At 70.7% G+C, this 19,442-nt stretch carries 19 protein-coding genes; 11 read left to right on the top strand and 8 right to left on the bottom strand.

Annotation, left to right across the window (positions count from 1 at the left end; translation table 11 throughout):
• Positions 1-249 precede the first annotated feature (249 nt).
• The gene (locus ACGFIM_RS20665; protein ID WP_364063374.1) at positions 250-480 is read right to left on the bottom strand and encodes a DUF3073 domain-containing protein; all 231 of its coding nucleotides are present in this window, start codon (positions 478-480) and stop codon (positions 250-252) included.
• Between the two features lie 151 nt (positions 481-631).
• A complete protein-coding gene (locus tag ACGFIM_RS20660; protein ID WP_393202483.1) occupies positions 632-1,711 on the bottom strand; it encodes a Glu/Leu/Phe/Val dehydrogenase in 1,080 nt (359 codons plus the stop codon).
• Between the two features lie 109 nt (positions 1,712-1,820).
• Between ACGFIM_RS20660 and ACGFIM_RS20655 the strand changes: the two genes are divergently transcribed.
• Complete coding sequence (locus ACGFIM_RS20655; protein ID WP_393202481.1) at positions 1,821-2,684, top strand: hypothetical protein; 864 nt, start codon at positions 1,821-1,823, stop codon at positions 2,682-2,684.
• A gap of 322 nt (positions 2,685-3,006) precedes the next feature.
• Positions 3,007-3,210, top strand: coding sequence for a developmental transcriptional regulator BldC (bldC, locus tag ACGFIM_RS20650; protein ID WP_013133571.1), 204 nt, complete (start codon positions 3,007-3,009; stop codon positions 3,208-3,210).
• Between the two features lie 176 nt (positions 3,211-3,386).
• On the opposite strand, the gene ACGFIM_RS20645 is transcribed toward bldC, so the two are convergent.
• Entirely contained in the window at positions 3,387-3,983 is a 597-nt protein-coding gene (locus ACGFIM_RS20645) for a TetR/AcrR family transcriptional regulator (RefSeq protein WP_393202479.1), read from the bottom strand.
• Positions 3,984-4,205: 222 nt separating this feature from the next.
• On the opposite strand from ACGFIM_RS20645, the gene ACGFIM_RS20640 reads away from it, so the two are divergent.
• The 4 genes from ACGFIM_RS20640 (at position 4,206) to ACGFIM_RS20625 (ending at position 8,151) form a co-directional block, all read left to right on the top strand.
• Positions 4,206-5,252: a LacI family DNA-binding transcriptional regulator gene (locus ACGFIM_RS20640; protein ID WP_393202477.1), complete on the top strand. Its 1,047-nt coding sequence runs from the start codon at positions 4,206-4,208 to the stop codon at positions 5,250-5,252.
• Positions 5,253-5,370: 118 nt separating this feature from the next.
• The gene (locus tag ACGFIM_RS20635; protein ID WP_364063388.1) at positions 5,371-5,619 is read left to right on the top strand and encodes a hypothetical protein; all 249 of its coding nucleotides are present in this window, start codon (positions 5,371-5,373) and stop codon (positions 5,617-5,619) included.
• An 88-nt stretch (positions 5,620-5,707) separates the two neighbouring features.
• Entirely contained in the window at positions 5,708-6,562 is an 855-nt protein-coding gene (locus ACGFIM_RS20630; RefSeq protein ID WP_393202475.1) for an N-acetylmuramoyl-L-alanine amidase, read from the top strand.
• Positions 6,559-8,151, top strand: coding sequence for a beta-N-acetylhexosaminidase (locus ACGFIM_RS20625; protein ID WP_393202473.1), 1,593 nt, complete (start codon positions 6,559-6,561; stop codon positions 8,149-8,151). Before ACGFIM_RS20630 ends, ACGFIM_RS20625 begins: the two co-directional genes overlap by 4 nt.
• Positions 8,152-8,167: 16 nt before the next feature.
• Here ACGFIM_RS20625 and ACGFIM_RS20620 read toward each other — a convergent pair whose 3' ends face one another.
• From ACGFIM_RS20620 to ACGFIM_RS20610, 3 genes are read right to left on the bottom strand one after another with little or no spacing between them, the layout of a single operon-like run.
• Positions 8,168-8,728, bottom strand: a complete 561-nt coding sequence (locus ACGFIM_RS20620; RefSeq protein ID WP_393202471.1) for a GNAT family N-acetyltransferase — start codon at positions 8,726-8,728, stop codon at positions 8,168-8,170.
• Between the two features lie 35 nt (positions 8,729-8,763).
• Entirely contained in the window at positions 8,764-9,816 is a 1,053-nt protein-coding gene (locus ACGFIM_RS20615) for a quinone-dependent dihydroorotate dehydrogenase (protein WP_393202469.1), read from the bottom strand.
• A 6-nt stretch (positions 9,817-9,822) separates the two neighbouring features.
• Positions 9,823-10,473 carry a response regulator gene (locus ACGFIM_RS20610; RefSeq protein ID WP_393202467.1) on the bottom strand — a complete coding sequence of 217 codons (651 nt, stop codon included), beginning with the start codon at positions 10,471-10,473 and terminating at the stop codon, positions 9,823-9,825.
• An 18-nt stretch (positions 10,474-10,491) separates the two neighbouring features.
• Between ACGFIM_RS20610 and ACGFIM_RS20605 the strand changes: the two genes are divergently transcribed.
• The 4 genes from ACGFIM_RS20605 to ACGFIM_RS20590 all read left to right on the top strand — a co-directional run bounded on the left by ACGFIM_RS20605 (position 10,492) and on the right by ACGFIM_RS20590 (position 13,873).
• Positions 10,492-10,866, top strand: a complete 375-nt coding sequence (locus ACGFIM_RS20605) for a tautomerase family protein (protein ID WP_393202465.1) — start codon at positions 10,492-10,494, stop codon at positions 10,864-10,866.
• Positions 10,867-10,905: 39 nt separating this feature from the next.
• Entirely contained in the window at positions 10,906-12,285 is a 1,380-nt protein-coding gene (gene lpdA, locus ACGFIM_RS20600) for a dihydrolipoyl dehydrogenase (RefSeq protein ID WP_393202463.1), read from the top strand.
• Between the two features lie 268 nt (positions 12,286-12,553).
• Positions 12,554-13,111: a TetR/AcrR family transcriptional regulator gene (locus tag ACGFIM_RS20595; RefSeq protein WP_393202461.1), complete on the top strand. Its 558-nt coding sequence runs from the start codon at positions 12,554-12,556 to the stop codon at positions 13,109-13,111.
• A gap of 267 nt (positions 13,112-13,378) precedes the next feature.
• Positions 13,379-13,873, top strand: coding sequence for a hypothetical protein (locus ACGFIM_RS20590; RefSeq protein ID WP_393202459.1), 495 nt, complete (start codon positions 13,379-13,381; stop codon positions 13,871-13,873).
• Positions 13,874-13,968: 95 nt separating this feature from the next.
• Here the strand turns inward: ACGFIM_RS20590 and ACGFIM_RS20585 are convergent, their stop codons facing one another.
• Positions 13,969-14,682, bottom strand: a complete 714-nt coding sequence (locus ACGFIM_RS20585) for an HAD family hydrolase (RefSeq protein ID WP_393202457.1) — start codon at positions 14,680-14,682, stop codon at positions 13,969-13,971.
• 149 nt (positions 14,683-14,831) lie between these two features.
• On the opposite strand from ACGFIM_RS20585, the gene ACGFIM_RS20580 reads away from it, so the two are divergent.
• A complete protein-coding gene (locus tag ACGFIM_RS20580) occupies positions 14,832-18,428 on the top strand; it encodes a S8 family serine peptidase (RefSeq protein WP_393202455.1) in 3,597 nt (1,198 codons plus the stop codon).
• Positions 18,429-18,432: 4 nt separating this feature from the next.
• Here the strand turns inward: ACGFIM_RS20580 and ACGFIM_RS20575 are convergent, their stop codons facing one another.
• Entirely contained in the window at positions 18,433-19,410 is a 978-nt protein-coding gene (locus tag ACGFIM_RS20575) for a helix-turn-helix domain-containing protein (protein ID WP_393202453.1), read from the bottom strand.
• Positions 19,411-19,442 lie beyond the last annotated feature (32 nt).

Here is a 19,442-nt window from a genome sequence, read left to right as displayed (position 1 = left end):
AAGCGAGGGCCGGCCCGCTGTTGCTCTGACCGCCCGGAGCCGCCCTCTTGACGCGGAAAGCGCACCACGCACGGATGGCCCGGCCGTGGAAACGGCCGGGCCAGGGGTCGTCCCGGCTCTGCTGGAGAACGTGACGAGAGCCCCACGGCAGACCGTGGGGCTCAGAGCGTGACCGAGAATCCGGCGCGCCCGCAGGGGCCCGCGCCGGGCCCTCATCACATCAACCGGTCACATCGACCAGAAGAACGGCTATCGGCGGCCGGACCTGCGGCCGTCGTCGTCGTCACCGGCGGCATAGTCATCGGCGTAATCGGCATAGCGATCCGCCAGCTCATCGGTGAGGTCGTCGGCGTCGTTGTTGCGGCTGGAGTCTCCGACCCCGAGTTCGTCGCGAAGACGGTCAAGATCCGTGCCACCGCTGTTGTACTTCAGCTGGCGAGCAACCTTGACCTGCTTGGCCTTTGCTCGGCCGCGCCCCATTGGCTCGACCCCCTCGTGTGGGGTCGTCCCCGACCCCTCGTCGCTAACGCACCACACGCTGACGCCGCCTGACTTAGGGCGTCAGCCTATCGTTCGCCTATTACCGTACCTGTTTTGTGCCCAGCTCGGTACGCCGTATGGGCGCGGGGCGTCAGCGGCCCAGCCAAATGGACCGAATACGCCCGACTTCCGACATTCTGCGCTCGGCCAGCCTATCCGCTGCGACGGCGGGAGGAACGCCCTCGTCGGCCGCGATCGAGAAGATCTTCAGAGTCGTGTCGTAGATCTGGGCGGCCTTCGACCTGGCGCGCTCCATGTCGAAGCCGCCGATCTCGTCGGCCACCTGGATCACGCCGCCGGAGTTGACGACGTAGTCGGGCGCGTAGAGGATGCCGCGCTCGGCGAGCTGCTTCTCGACGCCGGGGTGGGCGAGCTGGTTGTTGGCCGCACCGCAGACGATCTTGGCGCGCAGCTTGGCCACCGAGTCGTCGTCGAGCACGCCGCCCAGCGCGCAGGGCGCGAACACGTCGATGTCGGAGGTCATGAGCGCGGCCGCGTCCTCGACCACGTCGACCTCGGGGTGGCGCTGGCGCACCCGCTCGATCGCCTTGGGCGAGACGTCGCAGATCACGACCTCGGCGCCGTCCTCGCGCAGCAGATCGACCAGGCGGTGGCCGACCTTGCCGACGCCCTCGACGCCGACCCGCTTGCCGTGCAGCGACGGCGTGCCGAAGACCCGTTCGGCGGAGGCGCGCATGCCCTGGAACACGCCGAAGGCGGTGAGGATCGACGAGTCGCCCGCGCCGCCGTTGGCGACCGTGCGGCCGGTGACGTACCGGCACTCGCGGGCCACGATGTCCATGTCCTCGCTGTAGGTGCCCACGTCGCAGGCGGTGATGTAGCGCCCGCCGAGCGACTGGACGAACCTGCCGTAGGCGCGCAGCAGCGCCTCGCTCTTGTCGCGGGACGGGTCGCCGATGATGACGGCCTTGCCGCCGCCCAGGTCGAGGCCGGCCAGCGCGTTCTTGTAGGCCATGCCCTTGGCGAGGTTGAGCACGTCGGCCAGGGCCTCCTGCTCACCGGCGTACGGGTAGAACCGCGTGCCGCCGAGCGCCGGGCCGAGTGCCGTGTTGTAGATGGCGATGATGGCTCGAAGGCCGCTCTGCTCGTCGGCGCAGAAGACGACCTGCTCATGTACGTCCTTGTGGGACGTTCCGAAGACGTCGGTCACGGTGGTGACTCCCTGTCCGGTCCGCCGCTCCTTTGCGGCGGAGGTCACACCACAGCGTAGTAAGACACACGACGATGCACGCGAGTTCGCTTCGTGACACGATGCCTCCGTGCTGCCCTATGCCGCCTACCTCCGTGTCTATGAGCCACTGACCGCGTTCGCCGAGTCCGAGCGCAAGGTGTGGGCCGAATATGCCGAGTCACGTGACCGCCCGCGACGCGCGAACGCGCTCAACGCGGAACACGGCGAGTCGCTCATGCGCCTGCTCGGCACGCCCCCTCAACCAGTTCCCGCCCAGGAGAGCCCCAACGCCTATCTCCGGCGCGTTGAGGACCGTCTCTATGTCTGCCCCTGGCAGACGCGCCTGCGGTCGTGGCTGGCCTTCTCACGGCTTCGCGGCACCACCCCCACGAAGATCATGGACCATCTGGTGCCCAAGGCGATCGCCGACCAGGTGGCCGACGACTTCGACCGGTACAAGAGGCAGGCCGGCTCGGCCGCGCTGCGGACCCACATCCGCACCACGGCGTGGCACGTGCCGCCGTCGTGGTTCGTGCCGTTTGATGGGAACGAGCGCTGGCTGGTGCTCGGCTCCGCGAACCCGGGACAGGACGTGACGACCACGACCGGCCGTAACCTCATTTACGTCACGTCCATGGCCCAGGCCCGGAGGCGGACCGCCCGCGCGCTCAACGTGCTGCGCCGCCATCTGGGTGACGCGGCGGCCAATCTGGAGGTCGAGGACATCGCCAGGTGGCTGGAGGAGTTCCACCCGCATTCGCTGGTAGAGCTCGATTACGGCGGTCTGGTCCATCTGATGGACGACGACGCCCTCCAGGCCGACCAGTCGGTTGCGGAGCTTTCTGCCGCTTTGACGGGCCTGGACACGGGTCAAGAAGAACTTGCCTATGCCATGTACCAGAGGGTCATCCTGCGGTGGAAGTCAATGCAACTGCTGGAATCTGCCAACTGAGCCCCAATACGGCCGTCTGACCTGCATGAGTAGGTCACGTCTCGCGGCTGCTCGCTTCTGCGAACTGAGTAGTTTGCCGTTTTCACTGCGATACCACGAACCGTGTCGCTAGAATCACCGAGCGTGACATGGCCACGGGGGGCGGGCAGCTGGGTCAAAGAAGGGCTCGCCAATCGCTCTGAGTGGCGGTATGGTCACATCGGGTGATGCCGCATATGGCTCAGAAAAGCCGCACGCTCTGTGCCATAGGGGGACATCCGTGACACGCGCAAAGGCAGTCACAGGATCGCAAGCCGGTCCACACGGAGGAGAGGCCGCACAAATGTCAGCTCGTACACCCGAGGCCGAGCCACTGCTCACGCCCGCTGAGGTCGCGACCATGTTCAGGGTCGACCCCAAGACCGTTACGCGGTGGGCCAAGGCGGGCAAGTTGACGTCGATTCGTACCCTCGGCGGTCATCGGCGTTACCGGGAGACCGAGGTTCGGGCGCTGCTCGCGGGCATCCCGCAGCAGCGTTCCGAGTAGCGGGAAGGTCGTCACGGACCTCAGGGGGGTTTGAAAAGGTGGACCGGGTCGCCTTTCTGGCCGGGTCCACCACTGTGACGACGAGACGTCGGATGGAAGTTGGCGCCGCCCGCCCGGCGCCACTCTTCCGAGCCGCCGGCGATCTCATCCGGCGTGCCGTCAGCGCCCCTGTGCCGTCACGCCGGCCGTTCGAGTAGACCGGCGATGTCGCCGTCATGGGAGGCGGCGGCGCGAAGCAGCGCGACCATCTGGTCGACCAGCAGCTTCTCCAGGGTCGGCCGGTCGATGTCGCGATGCTCGAGCCAGTCGAGCCCGGCGGTCTCGACGGAGGCGATCCACGACCTCAGGGTCGTGCGCAGCACCGGGCCGGGCTCCTCCACGCCCATCTGCTTCTGGATGAGCAGGAAGAGCCGCCGGCGCACGCCGTCGACGATCTCGCCCACCTCGCCCGTCCTGTTGGCCGGGCCGCCGCGCAGCAGCGCCGCGAACCCCGCCGCGTGCTCCTCGACGAAGTCGAAATAGCGCTTGAGCCCGGAGGCCAGCTCGTCGAGCGGATTGCCGCTCTCTTGCGGCTGCAGCCGGGACTCCAGCTGCTCCGCCGCGCTTCTCAGCGCGGCCACGTAGAGCTCCTGCTTGCCCCCGAAGTAGTGGTAGACCAGGGCCCGCGAAGCCCCCGCCTTCGAGGCGACGTCGTCGATCGACACGTCTTCCGCGTCACGGGTGGAGAACAACTCCAGCGCCGCCGCCATCAGCTCTTCTCTGCGGCGGTCCACACTGAGCCTGCGCCGAGCCGGCCGCGCCGTCTCGGCTGACTTCCCGGGTGTCACACCAGCACAGTATCCGACCCATCAGGGCCGTCTTCCGCCGTGGTGGGCGCCAGGACACGAGGCCGCCGGCCGACTCGATTGCGGCAATCCGTGACGCAAGCCGTACCCTGCGGTCAACTCGATCGTTTGGTCAGACAGGTGCCCATATCCGCATCGCGGGGGAGACACATGTCAGGACCGCCCGTCAACACTTCCGTCACTGAGCTGAGAGAGGTAGACGCGCTGCCTCGGCCCAGACCGACCATCCGTAATGTCGCTGAACGAGCCGGCGTGTCCAAATCGCTGGTCTCACTCGTGCTGCGCGGCTCCCCGCACGTGAGCGAGCACCGCCGCCAGGCCGTGCTGCAGGCGGCCCGCGAGCTCGGCTACCGGCCCAACGCGGTCGCGCGGAGCCTGGTCGAAGGACGTACACATCTGGTGGGCGCGCTCGTCGCCGACCTGCACAACCCGTTCTACGCGGAGTTCCTCGACGGCCTGCAGGAGAGCCTGCACGGCGACGGGCTGCGCATGCTGATCGGAAACAGCCAATGGGATCCCGCGTTCGAGGACGAGGCCGTCGAAGCCTTCCTGGAGCTCCGGGTCGACGGGCTGGTCCTGCTCGGCATCGCCCCGACCAGCGAGACACTGATCGAAGCCACCTCCTACACCCCCACCGTGGTCGTGGGAGAGCGCGACATCGAGCTCGACGGCGTCGACATCGTGGTCGACGACGACCGGCACGGCGCACGGCTGGCCATCGACCACCTGGTCGAGCTGGGCCACAAGCGCATCGCCCACATCGAGGGCCGGCGGGCCTCGCGCTGCGAGGGCTACCTCGTGGCGATGCGCAGGCACTCGCTGGCGCCGTACATCATGGTCGAGGCCGCGGACTCCACGGAGGACGGCGGCAGGGACGCGGCCATGGCGCTGCTCACCCGCGACCCCCGGCCCACGGCCATCTTCGCCGCCAACGACACGGTCGCGCTCGGCGTGCTGTCCGCCGCGCGCGAGCTGGGCCTGCGCGTCCCCGAGGACCTCTCCGTCGTCGGCTACGACAACACCCACCTGTCGGCGTCCCGGCACATCTCGCTCACCTCGGTCGACCAGCCTCGCCGCACCATGGGCAGGTCGGCCGCCGCGCTGCTGAGCGACAGGATCGGCGACCCCGGCAAGGGCTCACGCCTGCGGGAGGTGCACCCCGAGCTGATCGTCCGGCGGACCACGGGACCCGCCTGAGAGCCTCAAAACCGGGTCAAGCCGTGTGGCGTCGCCGCCACACGGCGGTTTACTCGGCAGGGTCATGCTAGGAGTGGCCGGATCCGGTCCGGCCACGGTCTGATCCGGGGGAACAGCCATGCGTGATCCGGAACTGGTGTCCTGCGCCCAGCGCGCCGCGGCCGAGCTCGAACGCGCCTGGGGGCAGTGGCGCGCGGGCAGGGGGCGGGGCACCGACGGCGCCGCCGAGTCGGTCGCCAGCTACGTCGCCCACTCGCTCGACCATCCGTGGGGCCGTCCCCGCGTCGTCCTCGGGCTCGACGCCGAGGACGCGCGGGAGCTGGCCGCTCTGCTCGAACGTCAAGAAGCCGGGGAACGCGTCTGGTGAGGACGTACGGCGTGTGGCGCCCGCAAGCGGCACGCCACGCTCGGCATATGTCGAGATCGAGTGCGTAAATTGCCGTAAGTTGGACGGCATGCGTGCTCTACCAGCCACAGTCCTCGCCGTCTGCGGCCTGATCGCCTCCGCGTGTGGCGGCACCGGCACCGGTGGCGCCGCGGCAGGTCAGGCCGCCCCAGCGACCGAGGCGGGGCAGGCCGCGGCCACGGCGCCGACCAAGGAAGCGGCCGCGAAAGAGGCGCCCGCGAAGGACGCGCCGCCCAAGGCCAAGCCGCTCGAGGGCAAGGTCGTCGTCATCGACCCCGGCCACAACGGCGGCAACTACCGCGCACCCAAGGCCATCAACCGCAAGGTCAACGTGCTGACCCAGATGAAGGCCTGCGACACCACCGGCACGTCCACCAACGACGGCTACAGCGAGGCCGCCTTCACCTGGGACGTCTCCAAGCGCCTGACCAAGATCCTGGAGAACCGCGGCGCGGCGGTGAAGCTGACCAGGACGAGCAACAACGGCGTCGGCCCGTGCATCACCGAGCGGGCCGCGATCGGCAACAAGGCCAAGGCCGACGCCGCGATCTCCGTGCACGCCGACGGCTCGGCACCGGGCAACCGCGGCTTCCACGTCATCATGCCCAAGAAGATCAACGGGCCGGTCGACAAGGTCGTCGGCGCCTCCGGCAAGCTGGGCGTGGCCGTGCGGGACGCCTTCCGCAAGGGCACGGGCCTGCCGTACTCGACCTACATCGGGCGCAAGGCCCTCGACTACCGCAGCGACCTCGGCGGGCTCAACCTGTCGACGGTGCCGAAGATCTTCGTGGAGTGCGGGAACATGCGCAACGCCACCGAGGCGGCGAAGTTCCGCGACCCGAAGTTCCGGCAGAAGATCGCTGTGGCGCTGGCCAACGGATTGCAGCACTATCTGCAGTCATGATCCCTCGCCCAGAGCTGCTTCGTGACCTTTCCTCCTCCTTCGAGCTGACGCCGTCGCCCACGGTCTCCGGCGACTTCATCGCCTCCGTACGCACGGCGCTGGCCGGGCTGGACCCGCTGCCCGGCGACAACGGCGAGATCGACGTGCGCCGCGACCCGTCGCTGGGCGAAGAGGCCTACCGGCTGACGGTCGGCTCAAGAGGCGTGGAGATCGTCGCGGGCGGCCCGGCGGGCGCGTTCTACGCGGCGCAGTCGCTGCGCCAGCTCCTGCCGCCGGCCTCCTACCGGTTCTCGTCCGGCGCCGCCTGGCCGGTGCGCGGGGTGCGGATCGAGGACGCGCCCCGCTTCGCCTGGCGGGGCCTGCACTTCGACGTGGCCCGCCACTTCTTCCCCAAGCGCGAGGTGCTGCGGCTGATCGACCTCATGGCGGTGCACAAGCTCAACCGGCTGCACCTGCACCTGGCCGACGACCAGGGCTGGCGGGTGGAGAGCCGGGCCTACCCGCTGCTGCACGAGGTCGCCTCGCACCGGCCGCGCACGGCCGTCAATCACCACCGCGAGCCGGAGGCGTACGACGAGGTGCCGCACGGCGGCTACTACACCCTCGACGACCTGGCCGAGATGGCCGCCTACGCCCGCTCGCGGCACGTGACGATCGTGCCGGAGATCGACGTGCCGGGGCACGCGTCGGCGATACTCGCGGCGTATCCGGAGTTCGGGGCCACCGGCGAGCGCCACGACGTGCTGGACCGGTGGGGCATCTCCCCCGCGATCCTGTCGCCGCTGCCGAAGACCGTGGAGTTCCTGACCGCGATCTTCGACGAGCTGATCGGCGCGCTGGGCGAGACCCCCTACGTGCACATCGGCGGCGACGAAGTGGTGCTGGACCGGTGGGCGGCGTCGCCGGAGATCACCGCGTACCGGGAGTCGCTCGGGCTCGGCTCCGTGGCGGAGCTGCAGGCGCACTTCCTACGCCGGCTGGCCGACGTGCTGGCCGAGCGGGGCGCGCGGGCCGTGGTGTGGGACGAGGCGTTCGTCAGCGGCGAGCTGCGCAAGGACACGATCGTCATGCCGTGGCGGGGCATGAACGTGGGCCGCAGGGCCGCCGCGGCCGGTCACGACGTGGTGGCAACGCCGGTGTTCCCGCTCTACTTCGACTACGCCGAGGTCGGCTCGCCCGACGAGCCGATGGCGATCGGCGACGCGATCACCGTGGCGGACGTGGCGGCGTTCGAGCCCGCGCCTGCGGACTGGAGCGAGGAGGAGCGGGCGCGGGTCATCGGCGTGCAGGCCCAGCTCTGGACCGAGCGGGTGCCCGACCCGAGGACGGCCGACTACCGCATGTGGCCGCGCGCCTGCGCGCTCGCCGAGGTGGCCTGGGCGGGGCGGTCACGCGACGGCTTCGACGACCGGCTGGCCGGGCACCTGGCGCGGCTGGACGCGCTCGGCGTGGAGTACCGCCCGGCGGCCGGGCCGCACCCGTGGCAGCGCCGCCGCCCGCACCGGCCCAGCGCCGTGCGGGTCACCGAGGTGATGGCCCGCATCGACGCCATGACGCATGACGCCGAGTCCACCCGGCCCAGCATCTGAGCGGCGCATCTGCGGGTCAGAAGGAGAAGGCGGGGCGGTCGTTGAGTATGCGCTGCCACAGCAGGTGGTCCTGCCAGCGGCCGTCGATCTCCAGGTAGTCGGGCGCGGTGCCGTACGGCTCGAAGCCGTTCTTGCGCAGCACGCTCTGCGAGGCGGCGTTGTCGAGCAGCGTGCCCGCCGCGACGCGGTGCAGGCCGATCTCCTCGTCGGCCAGCCGGCACACCTCGCCTACGGCGGCCGTGGCGATGCCGCGGCCGTTGTAGCCGGCGTCCACCCAATAGCCGAGGTCGGCGCTGAGCCAGGGGCCGCGCACGATGTTGCTGAGCGTCATGCGGCCGACCACGCGCTCGCCGTCGAGCAGCAGCCAGGGCACCGCCTGGCCCCTCTCGCACGCCTGAAGCTGGCCCCTGAGCCCCTCGGCCTGCGCTTTGACGGTGTAGAACGCCTCGGAGCGGCGCGGCTCCCAGCGCTTGAGGTGGTCGCGGTTGCGGGTGTAGGCGTCGAGCAGCGCCTCGGCGTCCCGCTCGGTCGCCAGGCGCATGACCACGCCTCCGGGGAGGGTCACGGGTCGGATCACTCGCCCCACCCTAGAGGACCGGGCACGGACGCCGGTCACGCCGTACGGCCGATCGCCTCCGTGATCGAGCCGAGCCCGTGGCGGCGGACCCGGCGCAGCAGCTGCCGGTGGATGTGCGAGGCCCACAGCGGCCCGCCGTAGATCCACCCCGTGTACGCCTGGACGAGCGTCGCGCCCGCGAGGATGCGCTCCCACACGTCGTCGACGTCCTCGACGCCGCCGACCGAGACCAGCGTGATCCGGTCGCCGACCTTGGCGCGCAGCCGCCGCAGCACCTCCAGTGAGCGCTCCTTGAGCGGGCGGCCGGACAGCCCGCCGCGCTCGCCGTCGTGCTTGATCGTGGTGTTGGTGGCGATGATGCCGTCGAGCCCGAGCTCCATGGCCAGCTCGGCGACCGCGTCGACGTCCTCGTCCGCCAGGTCGGGCGCGATCTTGACGAGCAGCGGCGTGCGGCGCGGGGTCGAGTCGCAGACCTCCTTGACCGCGGTGAGCAGCGGCCGCAGCAGGGAGACGGCCTGAAGGTCGCGCAGCCCGGGCGTGTTGGGCGAGCTGACGTTGACCACCAGGTAGTCGGCGAGCGGGGCCAGCTCCTTGGCGCTCGCGACGTAGTCGGCGGCGGCGCCGGACTCCGGGACCACCTTGGTCTTGCCGATGTTGACCCCGACCACGACGGGGACGCCGCGCGGGCGGCGCAGCCTGCGGGCCGCGGCGTGGGCGCCCGCGTTGTTGAAGCCCATCCGGTTGATCAGCGCCCGCTCGCGGGGGCGGCGGAACAGGCGGGGCCGCGGATTGCCCGGCTGGCCGTGCGCGGTGACGGTGCCCACCTCGACGTGGCTGAAGCCGAGCGCGGCGATGGCCTCGGCGCACACGGCGTCCTTGTCGAAACCGGCGGCGAGACCCAGCGGCCCGGGGAAGTGCACGCCGAACGCGCTCACGCGCAGGGCCGGGTCGTGCGGCGCGTACGCCCGGTGCAGCAGCCGCTTGAAAAGCGGCAGGCGGGCGAGGAGCGCGAGTGCGCTCACGGTGAGTCGGTGCACGGCCTCGGCGTCGAAACGCCGCAAGACCTGCGTGAACACGAGGCGATACATCACGCGTCAGGCTACCAAGCCGGCCTCGTGGGCGATGATCGCGGCCTGTACGCGGTTGCGCACGTCGAGCCGGGTGAGTATCGCGCTCACGTACGCCTTGACCGTGCCCTCCACGATGTGCAGCTCCCGCGCGATCTCCGCGTTGGACAGCCCGGCGCCGAGCAGCGCCAGAACCTCGCGCTCCCGCTCGGTGAGCTGCTCGATGCGGTCGCGCGCCGCCGCACCCCGCGCCATGCGCCCGCCGGACAACTGCGCGATCACCCGCCGGGCGACCTTCGGCGACAGGTACGCCGCCCCCTCGGCCACCGCGTGGATGCCCGCCAGCAGCTCGCGCGGGTCGCCCGACTTCAGCAGGAACCCGCCGGCCCCCACGTCGAGCGCCTTGGCGATGTAGTCGTCCTCGCCGAACGTGGTGAGCATCACCACCGCCGTGCCCGGCGCCGCCCTGCGGATCTCCGCGGCGGCGGCCAGGCCGTCGAGGCGCGGCATGCGGATGTCGAGGAGCGCGACGTCGGGATGGTGGCTGATGGCCAGATCGACCGCCTGCCTGCCGTCGCCCGCCTCGGCCACGACGGTCAGCTCGGGGTCCGACTCGAGGATCGCCCTGACCCCCGCTCTGATCATGGCCTCGTCGTCGGCCAGGAGTATGCGGATCACGCCCTCTATAGTGGCCGCATGGCGCAGGTGAAGGTGTACGGCCGCAGAGACGTCTGGGCCGACCGGCGGCGCGAGGTCTCCGACCTCATCCAGGCGAGCCTGGTGAGCGCGTGGGGCCTGCCCGAGGACAAGCGGTTCCACCGCTTCCTGCTGCTCGACCCCGACGATCTCATCTGCCCGCAGCGCAGCGAGCGCTATCTCATCATCGAGATCATCTGCTTCTCCGGGCGCAGCGACGCCGCCAAGAAGAAGCTGATTCGCGAGATCTACGACAGGTCGGGGTACGATCCCCAGGACGTCGAGATCACGATCATCGAGATGCCTCCGCAGAACTGGGGCATCCGCGGCGTTCCCGCCGATGAGCTCGCGCTGCCGTACAAGGTGGAGGTCTGAGGTCAGGGGCAGGTACGCCCGGGCGGTATGGTCCGACTCATGAGCACTCACTATGACGTCGTCGTACTCGGCGCGGGTCCAGGAGGATATACGGCCGCCGTCCGCGCCGCCCAGCTCGGACTGCGCACCGCGGTCGTCGAGGAGAAGTACTGGGGTGGCGTCTGCCTGAACGTGGGCTGCATCCCGTCGAAGGCGCTGCTGCGCAACGCCGAGCTTGCCCACATCTTCAAGAACGAGGCCAAGACCTTCGGCATCAGCGGCGAGGTCACCTTCGACTACGGCGCCGCCTTCCAGCGCAGCCGCAAGGTGGCCGACGGGCGGGTCAAGGGCGTTCACTACCTGATGAAGAAGAACGCCATCACCGAGTACAACGGCCGCGGCACGTTCCTGGACGCCAACACGCTCCAGGTCAACGGCGAGACCATCACGTTCTCCCACTGCATCATCGCCGCCGGCGCCACCACCCGGCTGATCCCGGGCACGCAGCTCTCCGAGCGCGTGGTGACGTACGAGGAGCAGATCCTCTCCGAGGAGCTGCCGGGCAGCATCATCATCGCGGGCGCCGGTGCGATCGGCGTCGAGTTCGCGTACGTGCTGCACAACTACGGCGTCAAGGTGACGATCGTCGAGTTCCTCGACCGGATCGTGCCGCTGGAGGACGAAGAGGTCTCCGCCGAGCTGGCCAAGCGCTACAAGCGGCTCGGCATCGAGGTGCTGACCTCCACCCGCGTCGACTCCATCGAGGACACCGGCTCCTCCGTCAAGGTCACCGTCACCCGCGGCGACCAGACGCAGGTCCTCGAGGCCGACAAGGTGATGCAGGCCATCGGGTTCCAGCCGCGCGTCGACGGCTACGGCCTGGAGAAGACCGGCGTCCAGCTGACCGAGCGCGGCGCGATCGCCGTCGACGGCCGCGGCCGCACCAACGTGCCGCACATCTTCGCCATCGGCGACGTCACCGCCAAGCTGATGCTGGCCCACGCCGCCGAGTCGATGGGCATCATCGCCGCCGAGACCATCGCGGGCGCCGAGACCATGGAGCTCGACTTCGTGATGATCCCGCGCGCGACCTACTGCCAGCCGCAGGTGGCGAGCTTCGGCTACACCGAGAAGCAGGCCCGCGAGAAGGGCTTCGACGTCAAGGTGGCGAAGTTCCCGTTCACCGCCAACGGCAAGTCCCACGGCCTCGGCGACACCACCGGCTTCGTGAAGATCATCAGTGACAACACCCACGGCGAGCTGCTCGGCGCCCACATGATCGGGCCCGAGGTCACCGAGCTGCTGCCCGAGCTCACGCTGGCGCAGCAGTGGGACCTGACCGTGCACGAGGTGGCGCGCAACGTCCACGCGCACCCGACGCTCGGCGAGGCCGTCAAGGAGGCCGTCCACGGGCTCGCCGGTCACATGATCAACATGTGAGCACCCGGTCTCCCTGACGCGCAGGCGTCCTCCCCTGCGCCACAGCCGTCTGTTTCGGCGTTCCCAGCCGTCTGCCGGATGTCGCAGCAGCCTGGACGACGTCACGTCACAGCCGCGACCGGCCCGGCCTCGCGTCCCCGGGCCGGCTGGTGCGGCCGGGTCACCCGCGAGGGGCGTGCTCTCGTGGGTGGCTTACGGGGGTGTGACCGGCGGCAGACTTTAAGCACCGGTGGGGATGTCCCGAGCCGGGGCGTGGAAGTGTGCATCCATGAGGGTCCCCGCGAGGCGCCTGCCGGTGTCCGAGGCGCGCCGGGCGCAGATCACGTCCGCCACGATCACGGTGCTGGCGCGTCGGGGGTACGCGGGCACCAGCTTCGAGGCCATCTGCCGGCAGGCCGGGCTCAGCAGCAAGCGGCTCATCTCGTACCACTTCGCCGACAAGGAGGAGCTGATGGCGACCGTGGCGCGGGTGGTGCGGGAGGAGGAGGCGGCCTTCGTACGGCGGGCCGTCGGCTGCCTCGACGAGCGGGACTTCGGCGGGCGGCTGGCGGCGTACATCCGGGCGCGGCTCGACTTCGCCGCCGCCCGGCCCGAGCACGTACGGGCGCTGTGGCAGATCGTCTGCAACACCCGTGAGGCGGCCTCCGACGGGTTTCCCGCCGGGCTGTTCGCGGAGGGGCAGCGCGAGCGGGCCTTCTGCACGTTCGACGCCGGCGTGATGAGCATCGCCCTCCGCGCCTCCATCGAGGCCCTGGCCCTGTCGGACGACCCGGAGGGCAGCGCGGACGAGCTGGTGCGGCTTTTCGAACGCGCGACGCGTCCCTGAGCGGCCTTGCCGCGTTTCTCACCAGGCCTTCACTTTCCACCCCCGCTCCGACCGGCCGCCCAAGCCCCTGACAAGCCGCAGCGGCACCCCGGGATGACGGCGGATCCGCACCGTGCGGCGCAACCGGCCCAACCTCCTGACAAGCCGCAGCGACACTCCTGACAGCACTTCTCACCAAGTCTTCACATTTCACTGAGAAATCTCTGAGCTTCCCCCGGGACCGTGGTACCGACGAAGACCCCTCGTACCGGACGGTGGTCCCCGCACATGACCTCAACCACTTCTCGAACGACCGCACGGTCCAGCCACCGCCGCGGGCCCGTCGGCGCCGCGGCGCTGCGGCTGGGGCTGCTCGCCCTCGTCGCGATCGGCATCGTGGGCGCCGCTCTCGAGCTGGCCTTCGAGCGGCACTGGCAGAGCCCCGTCCAGCTGATCCCGTGGGTGGCCATCGCGCTGCTCGCGGCCGGGTTGCTCATGCTCGCCGTGCGCGATGCGGGGCCGGTGCTCACGGTGGTGCGCGTGCTCGCCGTGATCGTGCTGCTGGCCTCGGCGTACGGCGTCCTCATGCACGTGGTGGCCAACCACGGCATGGGCGCGATGGATCCCGATTGGGACTCGATGTCGCCGCTCGCCCAGTGGTGGTCGGCGCTGACCAAGTCGGTCGGCGGAGCGCCGCCGCTGGCGCCCGGCATGCTCGCCCAGGCCGCGCTGCTCCTGCTGCTGGCCAGCGCGACGCCGAAGCGCAAGGAGCCGCCGGCCTGACCCAGGGGGCGAGGCGGTGACCGGCCCGACGGGTGCGGGCCGGTCACCGCCGCCCCATGGCCCCATGTCACGGCCCGCGCCCCCGAAGCGCCTGCTCAGCCCCCGTACACGCCCGAGCGGAGCCGTTCCGGCAGGTCGAAGAGGGACGCGAGGCGCCGCTCGTCCGGCACCGCCGCCTGCCGGTCGGGGTCGATGAGGTAGGCCGGGATCCCGTGCCGCTCGGGCCCGGCGAAGTCGGGCTCGTAGGTGTCGCCGACGAAGACCGCCGATGACGCCTCGATGCCCAGCGTGTCGAGCGCGGCGGCGTAGATGCGGGGGTGCGGCTTGCGCCAGCCGACCTCCACCGAGGTGACGACCGCGTCGAACGCCTCCAGCAACCCCATCTGGGCCAGGTGGCCGGGCACGAGCGACGGCTGGTGGGTGTTGGTCACGACGGCGAGCCGGTGCCGGGCCGCCAGCTCGTCCAGCAGCTCGGCCAGGCCGGGCAGGTAGCGCACGCCGGTGTTCCACTCGGCCAGGTAGCGGGCGACGAACTCCGCCACCTCGCCGTCGCGCGGCGCGCGCCCCAGCGCCTCGGCCAGGAACGCCGCGCCGCACTCGGTCATCGAGAATTCGCTGTCGTCGATGTCGCTGCGCTTGTCGAAGGCCGCCGACGTGCGCGACCAGCCGTCCAGGAACTCCTCGTACGACAGGGCCGCGCCGAGCTCGCGCAGCAGCGCGTACGAGGAGCCGTAGCCCTGCTCGGTGCGGCTCGGCGAGTACTCGACGAGGGTGCCGAAGAAGTCGAACAGGATGTGGGTGCGCGGCATACGTCCCATCCTGCCCGCCGCGCCCGGCCCCCGCACGACTGTCATTTTCACGACATGTCGTCATTTGACCAGGTGGTTTGCGCTCTCCGGGCCGCCGGAATCCTCCATTCTCATGTGCGGGTAAAGCCGCACGAAAGATCGGTTTTTTCATGAGATGGATCCCACTCTTCGCCGCCACCGGCGTGGGCCTGGCGCTGCTTGCGGCTCCGGCCCAGGCCGCCGGGCCCGGTCCTGAGGCCGGCGGGGAGCAGCACCGGGTCACGTTGATCACCGGCGACGTGGTCACCGTACAGGAGTTCGCGGGCGGAAAGCGCTCCGCGACCGTGCACCCCGCCGAGGGCCGTGAGGACGTCAGGTTCTTCACCCGCGAGGAGGACGGCGACTTAGTCGTCACGCCCGCCGACATGGTGCCGTACCTGTCGCGCGGGCTGGTGGACGAGCGGCTGTTCTCCGTCAGCGACCTCATCGAGCAGGGCTATGACGACGAGCACAGCGACGTGCTGCCGCTCATCCTGTCGTACCAGGACGACAGCGCGAAGGCCGTCACGCTGCGCAGCGTCAACGCGACCACGATGCGCGCGGAGAAGGACGACCTGCCCGCGCTGTTCAGCGCGTCGTCGAGCGAGCCCAGGCTGCGCGACGGCCTGGCCAAGGTGTGGCTCGACGGCAAGGTGCACGCCACGCTGGAGAACAGCGTGCCGCAGGTGGGCGCGCCGCAGGCGTGGCAGGACGGCTACGACGGCACCGGCGTGAAGGTCGCCGTACTGGACACCGGCATCGACGAGACCCACCCCGACGTCGCCGGCAAGATCGTCGAGGCCAGGAACTTCACCTCCGATCCTTCGGTGAAGGACGAGCACGGCCACGGCACCCACGTCGCCGCGACCGTGGCGGGCACCGGCGCCGCCTCCGGCGGGCAGCGCAAGGGCGTGGCCCCGGGCGCGCAGCTCGTCATCGGCAAAGTGCTGGACGGCCAGGGCAGCGGCTCCGAGTCCGAGGTGCTGGCCGGCATGGAGTGGGCGGCGCGGGAGAGCGGCGCCGACATCGTCAGCATGAGCCTCGGCGGCGCACCGACCGACGGCACCGACCCGCTCAGCGTCGCCGTGGACACGCTGACCGAGCAGACCGGCACCCTGTTCGTCATCGCGGCGGGCAACGAGGGCGACGAGTACACCGTCGGCTCCCCCGGCGCGGCCACCTCGGCGCTGACCGTCGGCGCCGTGGACGGCGATGACCGGCTCGCGCCGTTCTCCAGCCGGGGTCCGCGCCTGGACGAGGCCATCAAGCCGGACATCACCGCGCCCGGCGTGAACATCACCGCCGCCAGGGCCGAGGGCACGATGATGGGCAGCCCGCTGGACGACCGCTACACCCGCGCGAGCGGCACCTCCATGGCGACCCCGCATGTGGCGGGCGCGGCGGCGATCCTCGCCCAGCGGCACCCCGACTGGAAGGCGGGACAGCTCAAGGACGCGCTGGTCTCGACGGCCGAGACGATCGACGGGCAGACCCCGTACGAGCAGGGCGGTGGCCGCCTCGACGTGGCCCGCGCGCTGCGCCAGACCGTCACCGCCACCTCCTCGCTCAGCCTCGGCGTGTTCGAGGACGGCGGCACCGGCACGCCCGCCGGCACGATCACGTACACCAACTCCGGCGACTCCCCCGTCACGCTGGCGCTGACCCCGACGCTGGCCAACCTGGACGGCGACGCTCCCGGCGAGGGAGCGCTGACCCTGTCGGCCGCCTCCGTCACCATCGAGCCGGGCCAGAGCGCCACCGTGGACGTCCGGGTGGACCTGACCAAGCTGGTGCACGGCCGGCACGCCGGGTACGTCACCGCGGCCACCGCCGACGGCTCCGCGCTCGCGCACACCACGCTCGCGCTGACCACCCGCGGCAAGATGCACAAGGTGCACTTCACCGGGATCGAGCGCGACGGCTCGCCCGCCCGCGTCCCCGTGATCATGATGCAGAGCGCGTCCAGCAGGGACGACGCGCTCGGCTACATCCTGGACGAGCAGGAGGGCTGGACCGTCGAGGTCCCCGAGGCCACCTACCACACGCAGGCCGTCATGGGCGAGTCGCACGACGAGCTGCCCATCGACTCCTTCGTCCTCTTCCCCGAGCTCAAGGTGGACCGGGACCTGGAGGTCGTGCTCGACGCCAGGAAGGCCGTACCGATCGAGATCAGGACCTCACAGCCGGTGATGCAGGACGGCATCGCCACCTACTTCACCTACCGCACGCTCGGCAACAGGAAGCTCGCCTTCGGCGTGATGAACTTCCCGTCCGTCGAGGCCCTGGCCGTCACCCCGACCGCCCAGGTCCAGGAGGGCACGTTCGAGTTCTCCTCGCGCTGGCAGCTCGCCGCGCCCCGGGTGACCGTCAAGGTCGGCCGCGACACCGTGGTGGTCCGCCCGACGATCAGGTCGCCCGAGATCTCCGGCACCAAGCGCTGGAAGCTCGCCGACGGCGACGCGGACGGCAAGCTCAAGAACAAGATCGCCGTCATCACCAGCAAGGAGCCGGGCGACTGGAACAGCAAGTTCGCCGGCCTCAAGGAGCGCGGCGCGGCCGCGGTGATCGTGGTCGGCCCCGACGGCTCGCCGATGTGGCAGCCGTGGCAGCCGACCGGCGACCGTGACCCGCTGCCCGCAATGCTGACCACGCACGACCGCGGTCAGGTGCTGCTCGACCACCTGCGCAAGGGCGGCGGCGGCACGGCCGAGTTGACCGGCGGGTTCCGGACGCCGTACCTGTACGACGTCATGCAGGTCTCCTCCGGCCGGGTGCCCGAGAAGATCGTGCACGACGTGAACTGGAGCAACACCGCCCTGGTCGACTCTCACTACCCGGCGACCGGCGGCGATCGCTACGCCAAGGACCAGCGCTTCGGCTGGCGGCCGTGGCAGACGTACAGCCTGGACGCCCAGATGGAGACGCAGCGCGTCCTGCCGACCGCCAACCGCAGGGCCGAGTACGTCAGCTCGGGCGACACCCAGTGGCAGCACATCGTGCAGCACATGCACACCTGGGAGTCCAGCCAGCGGCTGCGCGGCGGCCTCACCGACGGGCCGCGGTCGTACCGGGCGGGCGAGACGGTCAAGGAGCGGTGGTTCGCCCCCGTCGTCCGGCCGGCCGTGACGAGCGCCACCCGTACCGGTGACGTGCTCGCGATCGAGGTGCCCGAGTTCGTGGACGCCGACGGCCACACCGGCTACGCCGGCGGCAGCGACGTCAAGGACACCGTCACGGCCCGCTTCTATCGCGACGGCGAGCTGGTGGAGGAGCGCGACTCGCTGCGCGGCACGTTCCCCGCGGCCGAGCGGGACGCCGAGTACCGCATGGAGCTGTCCACCGCCCGCACCTCGGAGACCTGGCGCTACGCCACCGCCACCGAGTCGGCGTGGACGTTCCGGTCCGCCCGCGCCGAGGGCGCCCAGGCGCTGCCGCTGCTCGGCGTGGACTACGACATCCCCGCCGACCTCGACGGCAAGGTACCGAGGGGGCTCCCCGTGCCGCTCGGCTTCACCGCCAAGGGGGCGAAGAGCTTCAAGGCCGAGCTGTCGTACGACGACGGCAAGACCTGGAAGCCCATCCCGGTGCTGCCGCTCGGCCAGGGCCGCTACACCGCCCTCGTCGGGCACAAGAAGACCGAGACCGGCGTGTCCCTGCGGGTCACCGTGACGGGTGACAAGGGCGGCCGGTTCGAGCAGACGGTGACCAGGGCGTACGGCGTGCGCTGACCGGTCACAACCAGTGCTCGCGGGCCGCATGCCAGGCAAGCTGCATCCTGGTCTGCGCGCCCGCGAGCCGCATCAGGTGGTAGACGCGGCGCTGCACCGTGCGGAGGCTGAGCCCGAGCTGGCTGGCGATCGTCTTCTCCGGCACGCCCGCCACCAGCAGGGACAGCAGGTAGAGCTCGTCGGCGTCCAGCGGGCCCGGCCCGGTGCCGGCCACCTGGCCGTCCTCGGAGAACCTGATGGGCGTCGCCCGCTCCCACTGCGCCTCGAACAGCGCGATCAGCGCCTCCAGCAGGCTGCTCTCCCTGACCAGCGCGCCCGTCGGCTCGGCGATGCCGCCGACGTTCTGCACCAGCGGCAGCACCGCCGTCTCCCGGTCCACGATCATCATGCGCACCGGCAGCGTCCGCACGGCGCGCGCCTGCTCGCCGAGCTTGATGCCGTACGCGACGTTCTCCACCATGCCGGGCTCCTCCAGCAGGGCCCGCTCGTAGATGACGCGGTAGCGCACGCCCCGGCCGAGCGCCTCCAGCTCCTCGTCGTTGTCCTGCGACGGCATCACCACGTGACCGGCGCGGCAGAAGTACAGCACCTCGTCACGCGCGCGGTCCTGCAGGTGACGCACCTGCTCGCGCAGCGCGGCCCGGCTCGGCAGCACCTCGATCAGGCGGTGCGCGTCCCGCCTGCGCACGCTCGCCCGGTACTCCTCCGAGAGCTGCTCGACCGCCTGGCGGGCCCAGTCGATGGCCTCCTGGCCGCGTACGAGCCGGGGTCCGAGCGCCACGTCCGGTGCCACCGGCGCGAACCTGCCCGCCGCCACCTCCCTGACCAGCCCCTGCTCGCGCATCCCGGCCAGCGCCTCGGCCGCCTCCTCGTCGCTGATGCCCAGCTCGGCGGCCAGCCCGGCGGCGTCGCCCTCCCCCGCTCGTACGAGTGCCCGGTAGGCGCGTTCCTCCCTTTCGTCCAGCCCCGCAGCCTCCAACATGCGCTCCATCATGGCATTTGGGGTATTTCATG

Origin of the sequence: Nonomuraea sp. NPDC049309 (assembly GCF_043196965.1) — a bacterium.
In the GTDB taxonomy this organism is placed as follows: Bacteria; Actinomycetota; Actinomycetes; order Streptosporangiales; family Streptosporangiaceae; genus Nonomuraea; species Nonomuraea fastidiosa.
Note: the sequence above shows the minus strand (reverse complement) of the source record. Positions and strands in the feature narration are given on the sequence as shown.